At 60.9% G+C, this 16,719-nt stretch carries 18 protein-coding genes and 1 tRNA gene; 13 read left to right on the forward strand and 6 right to left on the reverse strand.

Features of this window, described 5'->3' with window-relative positions:
- Nucleotides 1-3 precede the first annotated feature (3 nt).
- From EJ576_RS12740 to EJ576_RS12780, 9 genes are read left to right on the forward strand one after another with little or no spacing between them, the layout of a single operon-like run.
- Nucleotides 4-933 carry a MerR family transcriptional regulator gene (locus tag EJ576_RS12740; RefSeq protein ID WP_126570460.1) on the forward strand — a complete coding sequence of 310 codons (930 nt, stop codon included), beginning with the start codon at nt 4-6 and terminating at the stop codon, nt 931-933.
- Nucleotides 934-2,379: a deoxyribodipyrimidine photo-lyase gene (gene phrB, locus EJ576_RS12745; RefSeq protein WP_126570461.1), complete on the forward strand. Its 1,446-nt coding sequence runs from the start codon at nt 934-936 to the stop codon at nt 2,377-2,379. It begins immediately after the preceding gene.
- Nucleotides 2,372-2,794: a nuclear transport factor 2 family protein gene (locus EJ576_RS12750; protein ID WP_122723669.1), complete on the forward strand. Its 423-nt coding sequence runs from the start codon at nt 2,372-2,374 to the stop codon at nt 2,792-2,794. The genes phrB and EJ576_RS12750 overlap by 8 nt, the downstream gene beginning before the upstream one ends.
- Nucleotides 2,791-3,573, forward strand: a complete 783-nt coding sequence (locus EJ576_RS12755; protein WP_122723668.1) for an SDR family oxidoreductase — start codon at nt 2,791-2,793, stop codon at nt 3,571-3,573. The genes EJ576_RS12750 and EJ576_RS12755 overlap by 4 nt, the downstream gene beginning before the upstream one ends.
- A complete protein-coding gene (locus EJ576_RS12760; protein WP_028618760.1) occupies nt 3,570-4,817 on the forward strand; it encodes an NAD(P)/FAD-dependent oxidoreductase in 1,248 nt (415 codons plus the stop codon). Before EJ576_RS12755 ends, EJ576_RS12760 begins: the two co-directional genes overlap by 4 nt.
- Nucleotides 4,814-5,623, forward strand: a complete 810-nt coding sequence (locus EJ576_RS12765; RefSeq protein WP_028618759.1) for a DUF1365 domain-containing protein — start codon at nt 4,814-4,816, stop codon at nt 5,621-5,623. The genes EJ576_RS12760 and EJ576_RS12765 overlap by 4 nt, the downstream gene beginning before the upstream one ends.
- Nucleotides 5,610-6,881 (forward strand): cyclopropane-fatty-acyl-phospholipid synthase family protein, encoded by a 1,272-nt coding sequence (locus tag EJ576_RS12770; RefSeq protein WP_126570462.1) that lies wholly within the window; start codon nt 5,610-5,612, stop codon nt 6,879-6,881. Before EJ576_RS12765 ends, EJ576_RS12770 begins: the two co-directional genes overlap by 14 nt.
- A complete protein-coding gene (locus EJ576_RS12775; protein WP_122723666.1) occupies nt 6,874-7,353 on the forward strand; it encodes a DUF2878 domain-containing protein in 480 nt (159 codons plus the stop codon). Before EJ576_RS12770 ends, EJ576_RS12775 begins: the two co-directional genes overlap by 8 nt.
- A gap of 54 nt (nt 7,354-7,407) precedes the next feature.
- Nucleotides 7,408-7,713: a YkgJ family cysteine cluster protein gene (locus tag EJ576_RS12780; RefSeq protein WP_028618756.1), complete on the forward strand. Its 306-nt coding sequence runs from the start codon at nt 7,408-7,410 to the stop codon at nt 7,711-7,713.
- Nucleotides 7,714-7,840: 127 nt separating this feature from the next.
- Here the strand turns inward: EJ576_RS12780 and EJ576_RS12785 are convergent, their stop codons facing one another.
- The 6 genes from EJ576_RS12785 to hemA all read right to left on the reverse strand — a co-directional run bounded on the left by EJ576_RS12785 (nt 7,841) and on the right by hemA (nt 13,207).
- Nucleotides 7,841-8,359 carry an acyloxyacyl hydrolase gene (locus EJ576_RS12785; protein ID WP_123478062.1) on the reverse strand — a complete coding sequence of 173 codons (519 nt, stop codon included), beginning with the start codon at nt 8,357-8,359 and terminating at the stop codon, nt 7,841-7,843.
- Nucleotides 8,360-8,471: 112 nt separating this feature from the next.
- The gene (gene murI / locus EJ576_RS12790; RefSeq protein ID WP_126570463.1) at nt 8,472-9,266 is read right to left on the reverse strand and encodes a glutamate racemase; all 795 of its coding nucleotides are present in this window, start codon (nt 9,264-9,266) and stop codon (nt 8,472-8,474) included.
- Nucleotides 9,259-10,014, reverse strand: coding sequence for a molybdopterin-synthase adenylyltransferase MoeB (locus tag EJ576_RS12795; protein WP_122723664.1), 756 nt, complete (start codon nt 10,012-10,014; stop codon nt 9,259-9,261). The genes murI and EJ576_RS12795 overlap by 8 nt, the downstream gene beginning before the upstream one ends.
- The gene (gene prmC / locus EJ576_RS12800) at nt 10,008-10,838 is read right to left on the reverse strand and encodes a peptide chain release factor N(5)-glutamine methyltransferase (RefSeq protein WP_126570464.1); all 831 of its coding nucleotides are present in this window, start codon (nt 10,836-10,838) and stop codon (nt 10,008-10,010) included. The genes EJ576_RS12795 and prmC overlap by 7 nt, the downstream gene beginning before the upstream one ends.
- Nucleotides 10,839-11,921 carry a peptide chain release factor 1 gene (gene prfA / locus EJ576_RS12805; RefSeq protein WP_095014625.1) on the reverse strand — a complete coding sequence of 361 codons (1,083 nt, stop codon included), beginning with the start codon at nt 11,919-11,921 and terminating at the stop codon, nt 10,839-10,841.
- Nucleotides 11,918-13,207 carry a glutamyl-tRNA reductase gene (hemA, locus tag EJ576_RS12810; RefSeq protein ID WP_123478056.1) on the reverse strand — a complete coding sequence of 430 codons (1,290 nt, stop codon included), beginning with the start codon at nt 13,205-13,207 and terminating at the stop codon, nt 11,918-11,920. The genes prfA and hemA overlap by 4 nt, the downstream gene beginning before the upstream one ends.
- Before the next feature lie 182 nt (nt 13,208-13,389).
- Here hemA and EJ576_RS12815 point away from each other — a divergent pair, with 182 nt between their 5' ends.
- The 4 genes from EJ576_RS12815 (at nt 13,390) to EJ576_RS12830 (ending at nt 16,700) form a co-directional block, all read left to right on the forward strand.
- Nucleotides 13,390-15,114 (forward strand): tetratricopeptide repeat protein, encoded by a 1,725-nt coding sequence (locus tag EJ576_RS12815; protein ID WP_028618750.1) that lies wholly within the window; start codon nt 13,390-13,392, stop codon nt 15,112-15,114.
- Between the two features lie 4 nt (nt 15,115-15,118).
- Nucleotides 15,119-15,736, forward strand: a complete 618-nt coding sequence (lolB, locus tag EJ576_RS12820; protein ID WP_122723661.1) for a lipoprotein insertase outer membrane protein LolB — start codon at nt 15,119-15,121, stop codon at nt 15,734-15,736.
- Nucleotides 15,737-15,785: 49 nt separating this feature from the next.
- On the forward strand, nt 15,786-16,589 hold the full coding sequence (gene ispE / locus EJ576_RS12825) for a 4-(cytidine 5'-diphospho)-2-C-methyl-D-erythritol kinase (RefSeq protein ID WP_218169695.1): 804 nt from the start codon (nt 15,786-15,788) through the stop codon (nt 16,587-16,589).
- Nucleotides 16,590-16,625: 36 nt separating this feature from the next.
- Nucleotides 16,626-16,700, forward strand: a tRNA-Gln gene (locus tag EJ576_RS12830).
- Nucleotides 16,701-16,719: the final 19 nt, after the last annotated feature.

Genomic DNA, 16,719 nt, shown 5'->3' on the forward strand with positions numbered 1-16,719 from the left:
ACCATGAAAGCTGTCCTGCAAGACGAACCCGGCGAAGACATCACCCAAGCCCTCGAAGACGGCTGGCTGCCGATCCGCGAAGTGGCGCGCCAGACCGGCGTCAACGCCGTGACCCTGCGCGCGTGGGAGCGCCGCTATGGCCTGATCGTGCCCCAGCGCACGCCTAAAGGTCATCGGTTGTTCAGCGCCGAACATGTCCAACGCATCCACACCATCCTCACCTGGCTCAATCGCGGCGTGCCGGTGAGTCAGGTCAAAGGCCTGATCGACTCAGCGCTCACTGTTCCCGATATCGTTGAAAACGAATGGCACACCCTGCGCCAGAGCCTTGTGCAAGCCATCAGCGAATTGGCCGAACGCCGCGTGGATGACGCTTTCAACCAAGCCATGGCGCTGTACCCGCCACGCACCTTGTGCGAGCAACTGCTGCTGCCACTGTTGCAGGAGCTGGAACAACGCTGGCAAGGCCAGTTCGGCGCGCAGATGGAGCGGGTGTTTTTCCTGTCCTGGCTGCGCAGCAAGTTCGGCGCGCGTATTTATCACAACAATCGTCAGCTGCATGGCGCGCCGTTGCTGTTGGTGAACCAGTCCGACGTTCCCCTGGAGCCGCACCTGTGGCTCAGCGCCTGGCTCGCCAGCAGTGCCGACTGCCCGGTAGAAGTATTCGACTGGCCGCTGCCTGCCGGTGAACTGGCCCTGGCGGTAGAACACCTGCAACCGCGCGCGGTGCTGCTGTATTCGAGCAAGGCGCTCCACCTGTCGGCTTTCGCAAAACTTTTGGGTGGCGTCAGTTGCCCAAAATTGATGGTCGGACCAACGGTATGCATCCACCAGGCCGAGTTGACCGTATTAACCCAAGACATTCCTGATTTGTTCGTCGCCGAAGACCTGTTGTCGGCCCACCAGCTACTGATCCAGCGTGGACTTGTTTAAATGCATTTGATCTGGCTGCGCACCGACCTGCGCCTACACGACAACACCGCCCTGGCCGCCGCGAGCCAGCGGGGCCCGCTGGCGGCCGTGTACCTGATCACGCCGCAGCAATGGCTGGACCATGACGATGCGCCGTGCAAAGTGGACTTTTGGCTGCGCAACTTGCAAGACCTGAGCAAGACACTGGGCGCGCTGAACATCCCCCTGCTGATTCGCACTGCGGCCACTTGGGATCAGGCACCCGACGTATTGAGCATGTTGTGCCGCGAGCTCTCGGTGGAGTCAGTCCACGTCAACGAGGAATACGGCATCCACGAAAGTCGCCGAGACGCGGCCGTGTCCAAGGCCTTGGAAGCTGATGGCGTGACCTTCCACAGCTACCTCGACCAACTGTTCTTCCAGCCCGGCAGCGTGTTGACCAAGACCGGCACGTATTTCCAGGTGTTCAGCCAGTTCCGCAAGGTCTGCTACACCCGTCTGCACAGCGCCCTGCCGCGTATCGTCGCAGCGCCAAAGGCCCAGGCACCGATCAAGCTGAACAGCGACCCGATCCCAAAGACGGTCGAAGGTTTCGAACCACCCAGCGATAGCCTGCGCGCCCTCTGGCCGGCCGGTGAAGACGAAGCCCGGCGGCGCCTCGACGCCTTTGCCGATCAACAAATCAGCTACTACAAAGACGAGCGCGACTTCCCCGCCAAGCCCGGCACTAGCCAGTTGTCCGCCTACCTTGCGGCGGGTGTGGTTTCGCCGCGTCAGTGCCTGCATGCCGCGCTGCAAACTAATGGCGGCGAGTTTGAAAGTGGCGACATGGGCGCCATCACCTGGATCAACGAGTTGCTCTGGCGTGAGTTCTACAAGCACATCCTGGTGGGTTACCCACGGGTTTCTCGTCACCGCGCTTTCCGCCCCGAAACCGAAGCCGTGGCCTGGCGCAATGCGCCCAAGGATCTCGCCGCCTGGCAGGAAGCGCGCACCGGCTTGCCAATCATCGACGCGGCCATGCGCCAACTGCTGGAAACCGGCTGGATGCACAACCGCCTGCGCATGGTGGTGGCAATGTTTCTGACCAAAAACCTGCTGATCGACTGGCGCGAAGGTGAGCGTTTCTTCATGCGCCACCTGATCGATGGCGACCTCGCCGCCAATAACGGCGGCTGGCAGTGGAGCTCATCCACCGGCACCGACTCGGCACCGTACTTCCGGATTTTCAGCCCGTTGAGCCAGTCGGAGAAATTCGACGGCGAGGGCATTTTCATCAAGCACTGGCTGCCGGAGTTGGCCGCACTGAATAAAAAAGAAGTGCACAACCCCGAAGCCGTCGGCGGCTTGTTCGGCGTGGCCGACTACCCGCGTTCGATTGTCGACCTGAAAAAGTCCCGCGAACGCGCCCTGGCCGCCTTCCGCAGCCTGCCTTCGCGCCAAGTTGTCGGGGGCGAACATGAGTGACTTCCTGCGCCGCTTCGCCCAGGTCTTCGCCACGCTGGACAAGCACAATCTGCATTTGCTCGACAACCTGTACAGCCAGGACATCGCCTTTGCCGACCCGCTGCACGAAGTCCACGGCCTGCCCGCCATGCACCGTTACTTCGCAGAGCTGTACAGCAACGTCAGCCAACTGCGCTTCGACTTCCACGGCTTCGACCAGGTGGCCGAAGGCGAAGGTTACCTGCGCTGGAAAATGAGTTTCTGCCACCCGCGCCTGGCGGGCGGCAACGTCATCCGCGTGGAAGGCTGCTCGCACCTGATGTGGCGTGACAAGGTGTACCGCCATCGCGATTACTTCGATGCCGGTGCCCTGCTGTACGAACACTTGCCCGTACTGGGCCGCGTCATCAGTTGGCTGAAAAGGAGAATGGGATGAGCAGTACATCGCCCCGCCGTTATTGGCTGACTGGCGCCAGCAGTGGCATCGGGGCCGCATTGGCCGTGGAGTTGCTCAACAGCGGCGCCCACGTGGCGCTCAGCTCGCGCACCAAAGGGCCTTTGGAAGCGCTCGCGCAACGTTATCCCGGCCAGGTGATGGTGGTGGCGGGCGACCTGACCAACAGCCAGACCGTGCGTGAGATCGGCGAACATATTGGGGTGGTCTGGGGTTCGCTGGACACCGTGATCCTCAATGCCGGCACCTGTGAGTACGTGGACGCGCGGCAGTTTGATTCGTCCATCATCGAGCACGTCGTGCGCACCAACCTGCTGGCCAGCAGTTATTGCATCGAAGCCGCCCTTCCGTTGTTACGCGCCGGGCACACGCCGCACTTGGTGGGTGTCGCCAGCGCCGTGACCTACCTGCCGATGCCGCGCGCCGAAGCCTACGGTGCGTCAAAAGCCGGCCTGCGCTACCTGTTCGAATCATTGCGCATCAGCCTGTCGCCGGAAAATATCGACGTCACGGTGATCAGTCCGGGTTTTGTCGACACGCCGTTGACCGAACGCAATGATTTCCCGATGCCTCTCAGTTGGCCGGCGGACAAAGCCGCCAAACATATCTTCAATAAACTGGAAAAGCGTCCGCTGGAGATTGCCTTCCCCGCGTTGTTCATCGCCGCTCTCTGGCCACTGTCGAAACTGCCGAACCGCGCACAATTGGTCATTGGCAAGCGCATGTTGCGCAGCCAGCCGCCGAAGAAGGACGACCTGTGAAGATCGCCATCATCGGCAGCGGCATCGCAGGGCTGACCAGTGCCTACCTGCTCAGCCGCCGGCATGAGATCACGCTGTTCGAAGCGGGCGACCGCATCGGCGGGCATACCCACACGGTCAACGTGACCGTCGAGGGCCAAAGCTATGCGGTGGACACGGGATTCATCGTATTCAACGACTGGACGTACCCCAACTTCATCCGCCTGTTGGGGCAGATCGGGGTGACGTACAAACCTACCGAGATGAGCTTTTCGGTGTGCGACGAGCACACTCGGTTCGAATACAACGGTAATAACCTCAACAGCTTGTTTGCCCAGCGCCGCAATATTTTGTCGCCGAGGTTCTGGGGCATGCTGCGTGACATCTTGCGCTTCAATCGCCAGGCGCCGCTCGACCTGCAGGAACAGCGCATCAGCGCCGAGATGACCCTGGGCGACTACCTCGACGCCAACGGTTACGGCGAGCGGTTTATCCGCCATTACATCGTACCGATGGGCGCGGCGATCTGGTCGATGTCGCTGGCCGACATGCTGGGTTTCCCCTTGCAGTTCTTCGTGCGTTTCTTCAAGAACCACGGTTTGCTGTCGGTGAGCAACCGCCCACAATGGTGCGTGATCGAGGGGGGGTCCAGCCGCTACATCGAACCGCTGACCCGCAGCTTTCGTGAACAGATCCGCCTCAATTGCCCTGTGCATAACGTCGAGCGCACCGACGACGGCGTGGTTATCCACAGCCCTGCCGGCAGCGAGGCATTTGATCGTGTGGTCTTCGCCTGCCACAGCGACCAGGCCCTGGCGTTATTGGCCGACCCGAGCCAGGCCGAACAAGACATCCTGGGTGCCCTGCCCTACGCCGACAACGACGTGGTGCTGCACACCGACACTCGCCTGCTGCCCGATCGCAAACTGGCCTGGGCCAGCTGGAACTACCGGCTCAGCGGCACTGCGCAGAAGCAGGCGGCAGTGACCTATGACATGAACATCCTGCAAGGCATCGACAGCGCCACCACCTTTTGCGTCAGCCTCAACCAGACGACGATGATCAACCCGCTGAAGGTGCTTGCCCGCTACACCTACGCCCACCCGCAATACAGCCTGGCGGCGGTGGCAGCTCAAGGGCGTCGGGAAGAAATATCCGGCGTGCGCAATACCTTTTATTGCGGCGCCTACTGGGCCAACGGTTTTCACGAAGACGGCGTGGTCAGCGCGCTGCACGTGGCCCAAGCCTTTGGGGAAACCCTGTGAACAGCGCCCTGTACAGCGGCTGGATTGCCCATCGCCGGTTTGCGCCCAAGGCCCATGCCTTTCGCTACCGCATCGGCTTGCTGTACCTGGATTTGAGCGAAGAACACGAAGTGCTTGGCCTTTCGCCCCTGGCCGGGCGTAGCCGCCTGGCGCCCTTCGGTTTTCGCCAGCAGGACTATCTGCGTGAATTGACGCGCACCGGCATCAGCTTGAGTGATGCCGTGCGCCAGGAAGTCGGCAAGGCACTGGGGCGTACACCCCAGGGCGTTATCTGCCTACTGACCCAGGCCCGCAGTTGGGGCCTGGCTTTTAACCCCGTGAGTTTCTTCTACTGCTTCGAGGCCGACGGACGTCTGGCCGCGATCCTGTGTGAAGTGACCAACACCCCGTGGCGCGAGCGTTATCACTACGTGTTGCCGGCCCTGGCCCTGGGCACGGATGAGCACCAGCATTTCGCCGTGGCCAAGGCCTTCCATGTGTCGCCGTTCTTGCCGCGCGACTTGGAATACCGCATGAGCTTCAGCCCGCCCGCCGCCAAACTCGGCGTGCACATGGCTGACTGGCAAGGCGAATTGAAAGTCTTCGACGCCACCTTGAGCCTGCAAAAAGAGACGCTCAACCGTGCCAGCCTGCACCGCTACCTATGGCGCTTTCCGTGGATGACCGCCAAGACGTGTCTCGCGATCTATTGGCAGGCCCTGCGCCTGTTGCTCAAACGCACACCGATTTTTTCCCACCGGGCCGCCGATGGCGCCTCTCGCACTGCAGTCGGGTACACCAAGGATCGCCGCCATGAAATCCCCTAGTTTATCGGTCAAGACCCATCGCCTGAACGTCAACGGAATGACTGCCGCGCTGCTGCGCAAAGCCGTGCTGCGTCAACTCAGCCAATTGCGCCATGGTCAATTGGTGGTGATCGAAGACGGCGAGCGGCAAGTCTTCGGCGCACGCGAAGCGCACCTGCTGGGCGAAATCCAGATCCTTGATTCGGCCGTGTGGGGCCTGGTGGCGGCCAACGGTTCCATCGGTGCCGGCGAGGCATTTATCCACGGTTACTGGAGCAGCCCGGACCTCACGGCAGTGGTTCGCGTGATGGTCAGCAACCTCGACGTACTCGACGCGATGGAAGGCGGCCTGGCACGCCTGGCACGCCCCTTCACCCAGGGCCTGCACTGGCTCAACCGCAATACGCGCAAGGGCTCGCAGAAGAACATCGCCGCCCACTACGACCTGGGCAATGACCTGTTCGAAGAATTCCTCGACCCGACCATGATGTACTCGGCGGCTCAATTCCTGACCGCCGACGACACCCTGGAACAGGCGCAATTGAACAAGCTGGAGCGCATCTGTCAGAAACTCGCCCTCAAGCCCGGCGACCACCTGCTGGAGATCGGCACCGGCTGGGGCAGCATGGCGCTGTACGCGGCGCAGCATTATGGCTGCAAGGTCACCACCACGACCTTGTCCAAGGAACAGTTCGCCTACACCGAAAAACGCATCGCAGCCCTGGGCTTGCAAGAGCAGGTCACGCTGCTGCTGCAGGACTACCGCGACCTTACTGGCCAGTACGACAAGTTGGTGTCGATTGAGATGATCGAGGCGGTGGGCCATCGCTTTCTGCCGACCTACTTCAAACAGTGCGCGCACTTGCTCAAGAGCGACGGCCTGATGTTGCTGCAAGCCATCACCATTCGTGAGCAACGCTTTGAACAGGCCAAGCGCGGCGTGGATTTTATCCAGCGCTACATCTTCCCCGGCGGCGCCCTGCCCTGCGTGCAGAACATGCTGCACATCGTCAGCCGCGATACCGATATGAACCTGCTGCACATGGAGGATTTTGGCCTGCATTACGCGCGAACCCTGCGCCTGTGGCATGAGAATTTTCGCCGCGCCCACGGTCGCCTCACCGAACTGGGCTACGACGAGTATTTCCTGCGCCTGTGGGAGTTTTACCTGTGTTACTGCGAGGGTGGCTTCATGGAGCGCACCATCGGCACGGCGCAATTGCTGCTGGCCAAACCTTCGGCGATCAACCCGCCGCTGCTCGGTCGCTTCAGTGCTTAAGACCCTGGCCAACGCCGCGCTCTTTCAGTGCGGCTGGTTTGCCTGCGTACTCGGCGGTGACAGTGCATGGTTATTCGTTGGGCTGGCGGTGCTGGCCATTCATCTGTTGTGGATAAGTTCGTGGGCCGCAGACGCCAGGCTGATCCTCATTGTTACCGTCGTGGGTACGCTATTGGACACTGCGTTGCGCACGCTGGGTGTGTTTCAGTTCACCGAGCCGGGCCCGCTGATTCCCTTCTGGTTGATCCTGTTATGGGCGTTGCTGGCGACGACGTTGCGCCATTGCCTGGCCTGGAGCGCCCGCCCCTGGTGGCGTGCGGCGGTACTGGGCGCATTCGGCGGCCCGCTTTCCTACTACGCCGGCAGCCAATTGGCGGGGGTGCAATTTGGTTATGGCCTCGCCCCCACGATGGCGACGCTGGCGCTGCTGTGGGCCTTGGTATTTGTGGGGTTGCATCGGTTGGCGCGCTGACGTCTGTCAGTCGTTTCACACCTGCGTCACCCGCTTGCCTTACACTGCGCGCCTATGACCAACATCCCTCACACCCAAATCACCGAATCCGCGGTCACCTGCTCGACCTGCGCGGCTTGCTGCTGCCAGCTGGAAGTCATGCTGATCACCGACACCGGCGTGCCGGAGCGCTATATCGACACTGATGACTGGGGCGGCGAAGTGATGCTGCGCCTGGACGACGGCTGGTGCGCGGCACTGGACCGGGACACGATGATGTGCACGATCTATGAGCGACGGCCGCTGATCTGCCGGGAGTTCGAGATGGGGGCGCCGGAGTGCCTGACCGAGCGCGAAGGGATCGCAACGGCCTACCGCTGATCGTCTGGTGAGTGGAGCTCTAAATGTGGGAGCGGGCTTGCTCGCGAAAGCGGTGTGTCAGTCAAACATGTAGCGACTGTTACACCGCTTTCGCGAGCAAGCCCGCTCCCACAAGGGTTCTCCGCTGTTACAGCGGCAAGGTGTAGTGCACCGAGTAACTCTCGACCCCATCGTTATTGCTGCTGATGCCCGCGTTGGAATAATGCGTGGCACGAATGCCCACTTCATGCCCGCCCGCGAAGCGCAGGCCGAAGCCCAATCGGTCTTCGAACTGGAAAGCCTGGCCGATGTTGTTGTCTTCCAATTTGGTGCGCGAGAACACCGCTACGCCAATCCCCGCTTCGATGTACGGCTTGACCTTCTCCCCGGCAAACTCATACACAAACACCGGCGAGAACGACAGGCTGCTGGCGCTGGCACGTTTGTCACCATCCCAATAGGTGTAGGCGCCGCTCCAGTAACCGGTCAGTCGACCGGTGTCGCTCTGCCACCAGCTTTTGTCCCAGTCCGATGTCAGCCCCAGCCGATAAGTCATGGTCGAATCGCTGGTGCTCCCCACACCGAATTCCAGGCCAGCAGCCTGTGCCGAAACAGAGTGCCCCACTACAGCGGCCGCAATCGCGGCCAAACAGAACAAGCGCTTCATAAGAAACATCCTTTCCAAACGAAGTTATAGAATTTTTTACAGGCAATCTCGCTATAGAAGCTGGCGTGTAGTCAGAAGTTCCAGCTTATAACGCCGATATTTCACGAATTTTTCACGAAGCGAAGCTTCGCACATCGCCCGGATATTTCCATAGTGTCGGTAGGATATTTCTTAAGTGATACATATCGCCGCTGGTCCAGAACTGCGCAGGTTCTGGATTACCGTCGGCCAGCAACTCGCGCTCGCCCAGCAAACGCTTGAGCTGGCGGGCCACGGCGGCACCGGTGTCGATGAGAATGATGCTGGGGGGCAGCATCTGCGCCAGGAGTGGCTTGAGGAAGGGATAGTGGGTGCAACCGAGGATGATGGTGTCGCAGCCGGCGCTGAGCAGTGGTTCGATGTAACCCTGCAACATCTGGCGCAGGCCTGGGCTGCTCAGGTCACCGCTTTCAATCAACTCGACCAGGCCTGGGCAAGGCTGGGTGATGACCTTCACATCGGTGGCGAAACGGTCGAGCAAGGCGGCAAACTTGGCGCTTTGCAGCGTGCCGGTGGTGGCAAGCACCCCGACGACGCCACTGCGAGTAGCAGCGGCTGCGGGCTTGACGGCGGGCTCCATGCCCACCAGCGGCCAGTCGGGAAAATCCAGGCGCAGGTCGGCGACAGCGGCGACGGTGGCGGTATTACAGGCAATCACGAACGCCTTGGCGCCCTGCTCCCGGAAAAACGCTGCCACCCGCCGCGAACGCTCGAGGATAAACGCCGGGCTTTTCTCGCCGTAAGGGATGTGCCCGCAATCGGCCACGTACAGCAGTGATTCGTGGGGCAGCAGTTGCTGGATTTCCTCCAGCACGGTCAATCCGCCGATACCGGAGTCGAACACACCGATCGGCGCGCCCTTATCCATGTTGCGTCCCGCACACGCTGCAACCGGGGTCACGTTTGACGCGCAACTCGCGAAAGCGCGTGGTCAAGGCATCGATCAGCAACAAACGGCCCACCAGAGGCTCACCGAAACCAGCCAGCAGTTTCAAGGCTTCCAACGCTTGCAGGCTACCGACCAGCCCCACCAGCGGGCCGACCACGCCGGCTTCACTGCAGGTCAGTTCGGTATCGCTGCCGTGCCCGTATAAACAGTGGTAGCACGGGCTCTCTTCGCGGCGCGGGTCGAACACCGACAGTTGCCCTTCAAGGCGAATGGCGGCACCGCTGATCAAAGGTTTGCCCGCCGCGACGCAAGCCGCGTTGACCGCTTCGCGGGTGGAGAAGTTGTCGCTGCAATCGAGCACCACGTCCACCGCTTCGACCGCTGCTGCCAGTGAATCGGCATCCAGCGCGGTGCGATGGGCAATCAACGTGATTTCGGGGTTGATGGCCGTCAGGCGGCGCAGGGCCGAATCGACTTTGGTCTGCCCGACGCTGTCGGTGTCATGGATGATCTGGCGTTGCAGGTTGGTCAGGTCGACGGTGTCGAAGTCCGCCAGATGCAGTTCGCCCACGCCCGCCGCCGCCAGGTACAGCGCAACGGGCGCGCCCAGGCCACCGAGACCGACGATCAAGGCACGGCCGTTTTTCAGGCGCAATTGGCCGTCAATGTCGACATGTTGCAACAGAATCTGTCGGCTATAGCGCAACAGCTCCTGATCGGTCAGCACGGCCGGCGTCCCAGGGTGATGCGCTCGTGGCCGCCGAGGTCGATGCGGCTGTGAACCTCTTCAAAGCCTTCCCTCAACAGCAGGTCGCGCACGGCCGGCGCCTGGTCGTAACCGTGCTCCAGCAGCAGTCGCCCGCCGGCATTCAGGTGGGCGGGGGCTTCTTTGATGATCAACCGCAGGTCGTCCAACCCGTCATGGCCAGCCACCAATGCGCTAGCCGGCTCAAAACGCACATCGCCCGCCACCAGGTGCGGATCATTGGCGGCAATGTAAGGCGGGTTGCTGATGATCAGATCATAGGTATGACCTTGCAGTGCACTGAACCAATGGCTGTTCAGCACCATTGCGTTGTCAAGGTGCAGGCGCTGGCGATTGCGCTCGGCCAGTGCCACCGCTTCCAACACTCGGTCGACGGCGGTGACTTGCCAGGCAGGGCGCTCGCTGGCCAGGGCCAAGGCGATGGCACCGCTGCCGGTGCCCAGGTCGAGGACCTTGGCGGGCGTGGCCGGTAACAATTCCAGGGCCGCTTCCACCAGCAATTCAGAGTCCGGACGCGGGATCAGCGTGTGGGGCGCGACCTCCAGGTCCAGCTTCCAGAAACCTTGCTGGCCGAGGATATACGCCACCGGCTCACCGCCACGACGACGTTGCAGGTAGCCGGCAAAAGTCAGCGCGTCTTCACTGGTGACGATTTTCTCGGGCCAGGTGTGCAAGTAGCTGCGCGACTTGCCCAGAGCCGCCGCCAACAACAATTCGGCATCCAGACGCGCAGTGGGCGAATCCGGAAGGTCAGCGGCGCGCAGCAGGCTGGCGATGATGGTCATTTATTCACCTATCGCCGCGAGTTGATCCGCCTGGTATTCGGCGAGCAATGGCTCGATCACGGCGTCTACGCCACCGGCGAGAATCTCGTCCAGGGAGTAAAGCGTGAGGTTGACCCGGTGGTCGGTGACCCGGCCCTGGGCAAAGTTGTAGGTGCGGATGCGCTCGGAGCGGTCGCCCGAGCCCACCAACAGCTTGCGCTCGCTGGCAATCGCGTTGGCGGCGGCGCTGGTCTGCTGGTCGTTGAGCTTGGCCGACAGCCAGGACATGGCCCGCGCACGGTTCTTGTGCTGGGAGCGCTCTTCCTGGCATTCCACCACGATGCCCGACGGCAAGTGAGTGATGCGGATGGCGGAGTCGGTCTTGTTGACGTGCTGACCGCCAGCGCCCGACGAGCGGTAGGTGTCGACGCGCAAGTCGGCTGGGTTGATCTCGATGGCTTCCTGCTCGTCCGGCTCGGGCAGCACGGCCACGGTGCAAGCGGACGTGTGGATTCGGCCCTGGGACTCGGTCGCCGGCACGCGTTGTACGCGGTGTGCGCCGGACTCGAACTTGAGCTTGCCGTAGACGTTATCGCCTTCAACCCGCGCGATGACTTCTTTATAGCCGCCGTGCTCGCCTTCGTTCTCGGACAGGATTTCTACCCGCCAGCCGCGGCGCTCGGCATACCGCGAATACATGCGGAACAGGTCGCCGGAGAAGATCGCTGCTTCGTCGCCGCCAGTGCCGGCACGGATTTCGAGGAATACGTTGCGCCCGTCGTTCGGGTCCTTCGGCAGCAGCATGCGTTGCAGGTCGCCTTCCAGCGCAGCCAGCTTTTCCTTGGCTTCACGGACTTCTTCCACGGCCATTTCACGCATGTCCGGGTCGCTATCCTTGAGCAGTGCCTGGGCGCCTTCGAGGTCGGCCTGGGTTTTAAGCCACTGCCCATAGGTGGTCACAATCGGCTCAACTTCCGCGTATTCCTTGGAATACGTACGGAATTTGGCCTGATCAGAGATGACTTCGCCATCGCCGAGCAGGGCGGTCAGTTCTTCGAAACGGTCCTGGAGCACGTCCAGTTTATTGAGCAGTGACGCTTTCATTGCGGTTTTTTATCCGAAGAGCTATCTGACGCGCCCTCACCGAGGGCAAAGAGTTCCTGGGCCATGGCCAGCGCATCGAGGCGGCCTTCGGCGGTAAGCTTTTTTAATTGTACGCTGGGCGCGTGGAGCAGCTTGTTGGTAAGACCGCGCGCCAGTTGCATCAGCACTTCTTCGGCGCTGCTGCCGTTGGCCAGCAAGCGCTGGGCCTTGATCAACTCCTCGTCGCGCAGGCGTTCGCCCTGCTGACGATACGCCTTGAGCACATCCACCGCCGCCAATTCACGCAGGCGCACCATGAATTCTTCGGCGCCCGTGCTGACCATCTCTTCAGCAGCCTGGGCGGCGCCCTGACGGCTCTTGAGGTTTTCGGCGACCACTTCGTGCAGATCGTCGACGCTATAGAGGTAAACGTCGTCCAACTCGCCGACTTCGGGTTCGATATCCCGAGGAACGGCGATATCCACCATAAAGATCGGTTTGTGCTTGCGCAGCTTCAACGCGCTCTCGACCGCGCCCTTGCCAAGAATCGGCAACTGGCTGGCGGTGGAGCTGATGACGATATCGCTGCGCACCAGCTCGGCCGGGATATCCGCCAGCAACACGGCATGCGCGCCGAACTGCTCGGCAAGAATGCTCGCACGCTCCAGGGTGCGGTTGGCGACAACAATGCGCTTCACGCCCAGATCGTGCAGGTGACGGGCGACCAGGGTGATGGTCTCACCAGCGCCGATCAGCAGGGCCTGGCTGCGCTGCAAGTCACTGAAAATCTGTTTGGCCAGGCTGACGGCAGCAAACGCCACGGACACCGGGTTTTCACCGATGGCCGTATCGGTGCGCACTTGCTTGGCGGAATTGAACGTCGCCTGGAACAGCCGGCCCAGCAGCGGGCCGACGGTGCCAGCCTCACGCGCCACGGCGTAGGCGGATTTCATCTGGCCGAGGATCTGCGGTTCGCCCAACACCAGCGAATCGAGACCGGATGCCACACGCATCATGTGACGAACTGCCGCATCCTCTTCGTGCACATAAGCGCTCGCGCGCAGGTCGTCGAGGCTTAAATGGTGGTAATCGGCCAGCCAGCGCAGTACCACATCCGCTGAAAGATGTTCCTGCTCTATATAAAGCTCGCTGCGATTGCAGGTCGAAAGGATCGCAGCTTCGCGACTGTCGGTGAGCCGGCAGAGCTGCTGCAGGGCCTCAACCAACTGCTCTGGCGTAAACGCCACGCGCTCGCGCACGTCTACGGAGGCAGTCTTGTGGTTAATACCGAGTGCGAGGAAGGCCATTCAATATCGCTGATGATGTCGGGAAGCCGACAATTGTCCTACTTCGAAAGATTCAGAACAACCACCGTAAGCTATTGTCCTAATGCCTTGTGTCTATAAAGGCACCCACTGAGACTCGGTTATGTTTGGCCGAAGGCTTGTGTCATGATGATCCGACCGCAGGTTAGTCGTCCTCTTCCTATATGAATAGATCTTCCGCGTTGCTCCTTGCTTTTGTCTTCCTCAGCGGCTGCCAGGCCATGGCACCCGTGTCGCCGGACGGTACGCCGCCGGTGGAAGACAGCACCCCTGCCCCTGAAAAGCCCAAGGTTTATTCCTCGTTCAGTGAAGAAACGGTGTACAGCCTGCTGACCGCGGAACTCGCCGGCCAGCGCAATCGTTTCGACATTGCACTGGACAACTACGTGACCCAGGCCATCAACACCCAGGATCCGGGGATTTCCGAGCGCGCGTTCCGCATCGCCGAGTACCTGGGCGCCGACCAGGCTGCGCTGGATACCTCGCTGATCTGGGCGAAGAACGCACCGGACGACCTGGAAGCACAACGCGCGGCGGCCGTTCAACTGGCACGCGCCGGGCGCTATGACGACTCCATGGTCTATATGGAGAAGGTCCTGCAGGGCAAGGGCGACACCCATTTCGACTTTCTCGCGTTGTCGGCGGCCGACACTGACCAGGACACGCGCAACGGTTTGATGAAGAGCTTCGACCGCCTGCTGCAAAAACACCCGAAGAACAGCCAGCTGATTTTTGGCAAGGCCTTGCTGCTGCAACAGGATGACGAAGCTGACGCAGCGCTGAAGCTGCTCGAGCAGAATCCGCCGGAAGAAGGCGAAATCGCGCCTATCCTGCTGCGTGCGCGCCTGCTGCAGAATCTCAATCGCGGCAAGGAAGCGATTCCGCTGCTGGAAAAAAGCATCAAGAAGTATCCGGAAGACAAGCGCCTGCGCCTGACCTACGCGCGCATGTTGGTCGAGCAGGACCGCATGGAGGACGCCAAAGTGCAGTTCGCCAGCCTGGTCCAGCAATACCCGGACGATGACGAATTGCGCTACTCCCTGGCACTGGTGTGCCTGGAAGCCAAGGCCTGGGACGAGGCCAAGGGTTACCTGGAAGAGCTGATCCAGCGCGAAAGCCATGTGGATTCGGCGCACCTGAACCTTGGCCGTATCGCCGAGGAGCGCAACGACCCGCAGGCCGCCCTGCTCGAATACGCCCAGGTCGGCCCAGGCAATGATTACCTGCCCGCCCAGTTGCGCCAGGCCGATATCCTGATGAGCAACGGTCGCACCGACGAGGCGGAAAAACGCCTGGCTGCGGCGCGCGATGCCGAGCCGGACTATGCGATCCAGCTGTACCTGATCCAGGCTGAGACTTTGTCGGCCAACAATCAGGGTGAACGTGCCTGGAAACTGCTGCAACAAGCCTTGTTGCAATTCCCCGACGATTTGAACCTGCTGTATACCCGCGCCATGCAGGCGGAAAAACGCAATGACCTGGCCCAGATGGAAAAAGACCTGCGCCTGATCATCAAGCGCGACCCAGACAACGCCATGGCCCTCAACGCCTTGGGTTACACGCTGTCCGACCGCACCACGCGTTACGCCGAAGCCAAGGTGTTGATCGAACAAGCCCACAAGCTCAACCCGGAAGACCCGGCCGTACTCGACAGCCTGGGCTGGGTGAATTACCGCCTGGGCAACCTGGACGAAGCCGAACGCTTGCTGCGCCAGGCTCTGGAACGCTTCCCCGACCAGGAAGTCGCTGCTCACCTGGGCGAAGTGCTATGGGCCAACGGCAAACAGCGTGAAGCACGACAAGTCTGGGAAAAATTCCTCAAGGAACAACCCGAAAGCCCCATCCTGCGCGGCACCATCAAGCGCCTGACCGGATCCGAGACCCTTTAAGCTTATGTTCTTGCGCCACATTGTTGTTTTCAGTTTCATCGCCCTGCTCGCCGGTTGCGCGGGCATAGGTAGCCGCGAATCCGTTGAAGGCCAGGGCAACCCGGCGCAATGGAAGCAGCACAAGGATCAGCTCAGCAGCATCGACGGCTGGCAAATCGAAGGCAAAGTGGGGGTTCGCGCGCCGAAGGATTCCGGCAGCGGCACCTTGTTCTGGCTGCAACGCCAGGACTACTACGATATTCGCCTGTCCGGTCCGCTGGGCCGTGGCGCGGCACGTCTGACCGGTCGACCGGGGCAAGTCAGTCTTGAAGTGGCCAATCAGGGCCGTTATGAAGCGACTTCGCCGGAAACGTTGCTGGAACAACAGATTGGCTGGAAGCTGCCGGTGTCTCATCTGGTCTGGTGGGTACGCGGCCTGCCCGCGCCTGACAGCAAGAGTCGCCTGAGCCTCAACGGTGACAGCCGCCTGGCCACGTTGGAACAGGACGGCTGGCAGGTGGAGTATTTGAGCTACGTAGAGCAAAGCGGTTATTCGCTGCCTGAACGCATCAAGCTGCACGGTCCCGACCTTGACGTCACGCTGGTGATCAAGGACTGGCAACCGCGCAAACTGGGGCAATAACGTGACTGTACAAACACTGACCCTGCCCTCCCCGGCAAAACTCAATCTGATGCTGCACATCCTCGGTCGCCGTGAAGACGGTTACCACGAGCTGCAGACGCTGTTTCAATTCCTCGACTACGGCGATGAACTGACTTTCGCCGTGCGCGACGATGGCGTGATCAAGCTGCATACCGAATTCGAAGGTGTGCCTCACGACAGCAACCTCATCGTGAAGGCGGCGAAAAAACTTCAGGAACAATCCGGATGCGGACTAGGCATCGATATCTGGATCGATAAAATTTTGCCCATGGGCGGTGGAATCGGTGGCGGCAGCTCGAATGCCGCGACCACTTTGCTGGGTCTCAATCACTTGTGGCAACTGGGTTGGGACGATGATCGCCTGGCCGCGCTGGGCCTGACACTGGGCGCCGACGTCCCGGTTTTCGTGCGTGGCCACGCGGCTTTCGCCGAGGGCGTGGGGGAGAAACTCAGCCCGGAATACCCCGAAGAGCCTTGGTATGTCGTGCTTGTGCCGCAAGTATCTGTAAGTACAGCAGAAATTTTTTCAGATCCGTTGTTGACACGTAACTCTTCTCCCATTAAAGTGCGCCCCGTTCCCAAGGGAAACAGTCGAAATGACTGCTTACCGGTTGTAGCAAGGCGTTATCCAGAGGTACGTAACGCTTTGAATTTGCTAGGTAAATTTACCGAAGCAAAATTAACCGGAACTGGAAGTTGTGTGTTTGGGGGCTTCCCAAGCAAAGCTGAAGCTGATAAAGTCTCGGCCCTTCTTACAGAGACCCTTACAGGGTTTGTAGCAAAGGGAAGCAACGTTTCGATGTTGCATCGCAAGCTGCAAAGTCTGCTCTAAAGGAACCGAGTGTTAGGCACTCGTTGCAACAGATACAGGGGCGTCGCCAAGCGGTAAGGCAGCAGGTTTTGATCCTGCCATGCGTTGGTTCGAATCCAGCCGCCCCTGCCATTTTCTATACTCATCCAGG

Source organism: Pseudomonas sp. C 49-2 (genome assembly GCF_003970195.1).
GTDB lineage: Bacteria > Pseudomonadota > Gammaproteobacteria > Pseudomonadales > Pseudomonadaceae > Aquipseudomonas > Aquipseudomonas canadensis.

Bases quoted from the DNA above. Each gene is read 5' to 3' on its own strand.
- EJ576_RS12740 (WP_126570460.1), top strand. From the start codon at position 4: ATGAAAGCTGTCCTGCAAGACGAACCCGGCGAAGACATCACCCAAGCC.
- phrB (WP_126570461.1), top strand. From the start codon at position 934: ATGCATTTGATCTGGCTGCGCACCGACCTGCGCCTACACGACAACACC.
- EJ576_RS12750 (WP_122723669.1), top strand. From the start codon at position 2,372: ATGAGTGACTTCCTGCGCCGCTTCGCCCAGGTCTTCGCCACGCTGGAC.
- EJ576_RS12755 (WP_122723668.1), top strand. From the start codon at position 2,791: ATGAGCAGTACATCGCCCCGCCGTTATTGGCTGACTGGCGCCAGCAGT.
- EJ576_RS12770 (WP_126570462.1), top strand. From the start codon at position 5,610: ATGAAATCCCCTAGTTTATCGGTCAAGACCCATCGCCTGAACGTCAAC.
- EJ576_RS12780 (WP_028618756.1), top strand. From the start codon at position 7,408: ATGACCAACATCCCTCACACCCAAATCACCGAATCCGCGGTCACCTGC.
- EJ576_RS12785 (WP_123478062.1), bottom strand. From the start codon at position 8,359: ATGAAGCGCTTGTTCTGTTTGGCCGCGATTGCGGCCGCTGTAGTGGGG.
- murI (WP_126570463.1), bottom strand. From the start codon at position 9,266: ATGGATAAGGGCGCGCCGATCGGTGTGTTCGACTCCGGTATCGGCGGA.
- prmC (WP_126570464.1), bottom strand. From the start codon at position 10,838: ATGACCATCATCGCCAGCCTGCTGCGCGCCGCTGACCTTCCGGATTCG.
- prfA (WP_095014625.1), bottom strand. From the start codon at position 11,921: ATGAAAGCGTCACTGCTCAATAAACTGGACGTGCTCCAGGACCGTTTC.
- hemA (WP_123478056.1), bottom strand. From the start codon at position 13,207: ATGGCCTTCCTCGCACTCGGTATTAACCACAAGACTGCCTCCGTAGAC.
- EJ576_RS12815 (WP_028618750.1), top strand. From the start codon at position 13,390: ATGAATAGATCTTCCGCGTTGCTCCTTGCTTTTGTCTTCCTCAGCGGC.
- lolB (WP_122723661.1), top strand. From the start codon at position 15,119: ATGTTCTTGCGCCACATTGTTGTTTTCAGTTTCATCGCCCTGCTCGCC.
- ispE (WP_218169695.1), top strand. From the start codon at position 15,786: ATGCTGCACATCCTCGGTCGCCGTGAAGACGGTTACCACGAGCTGCAG.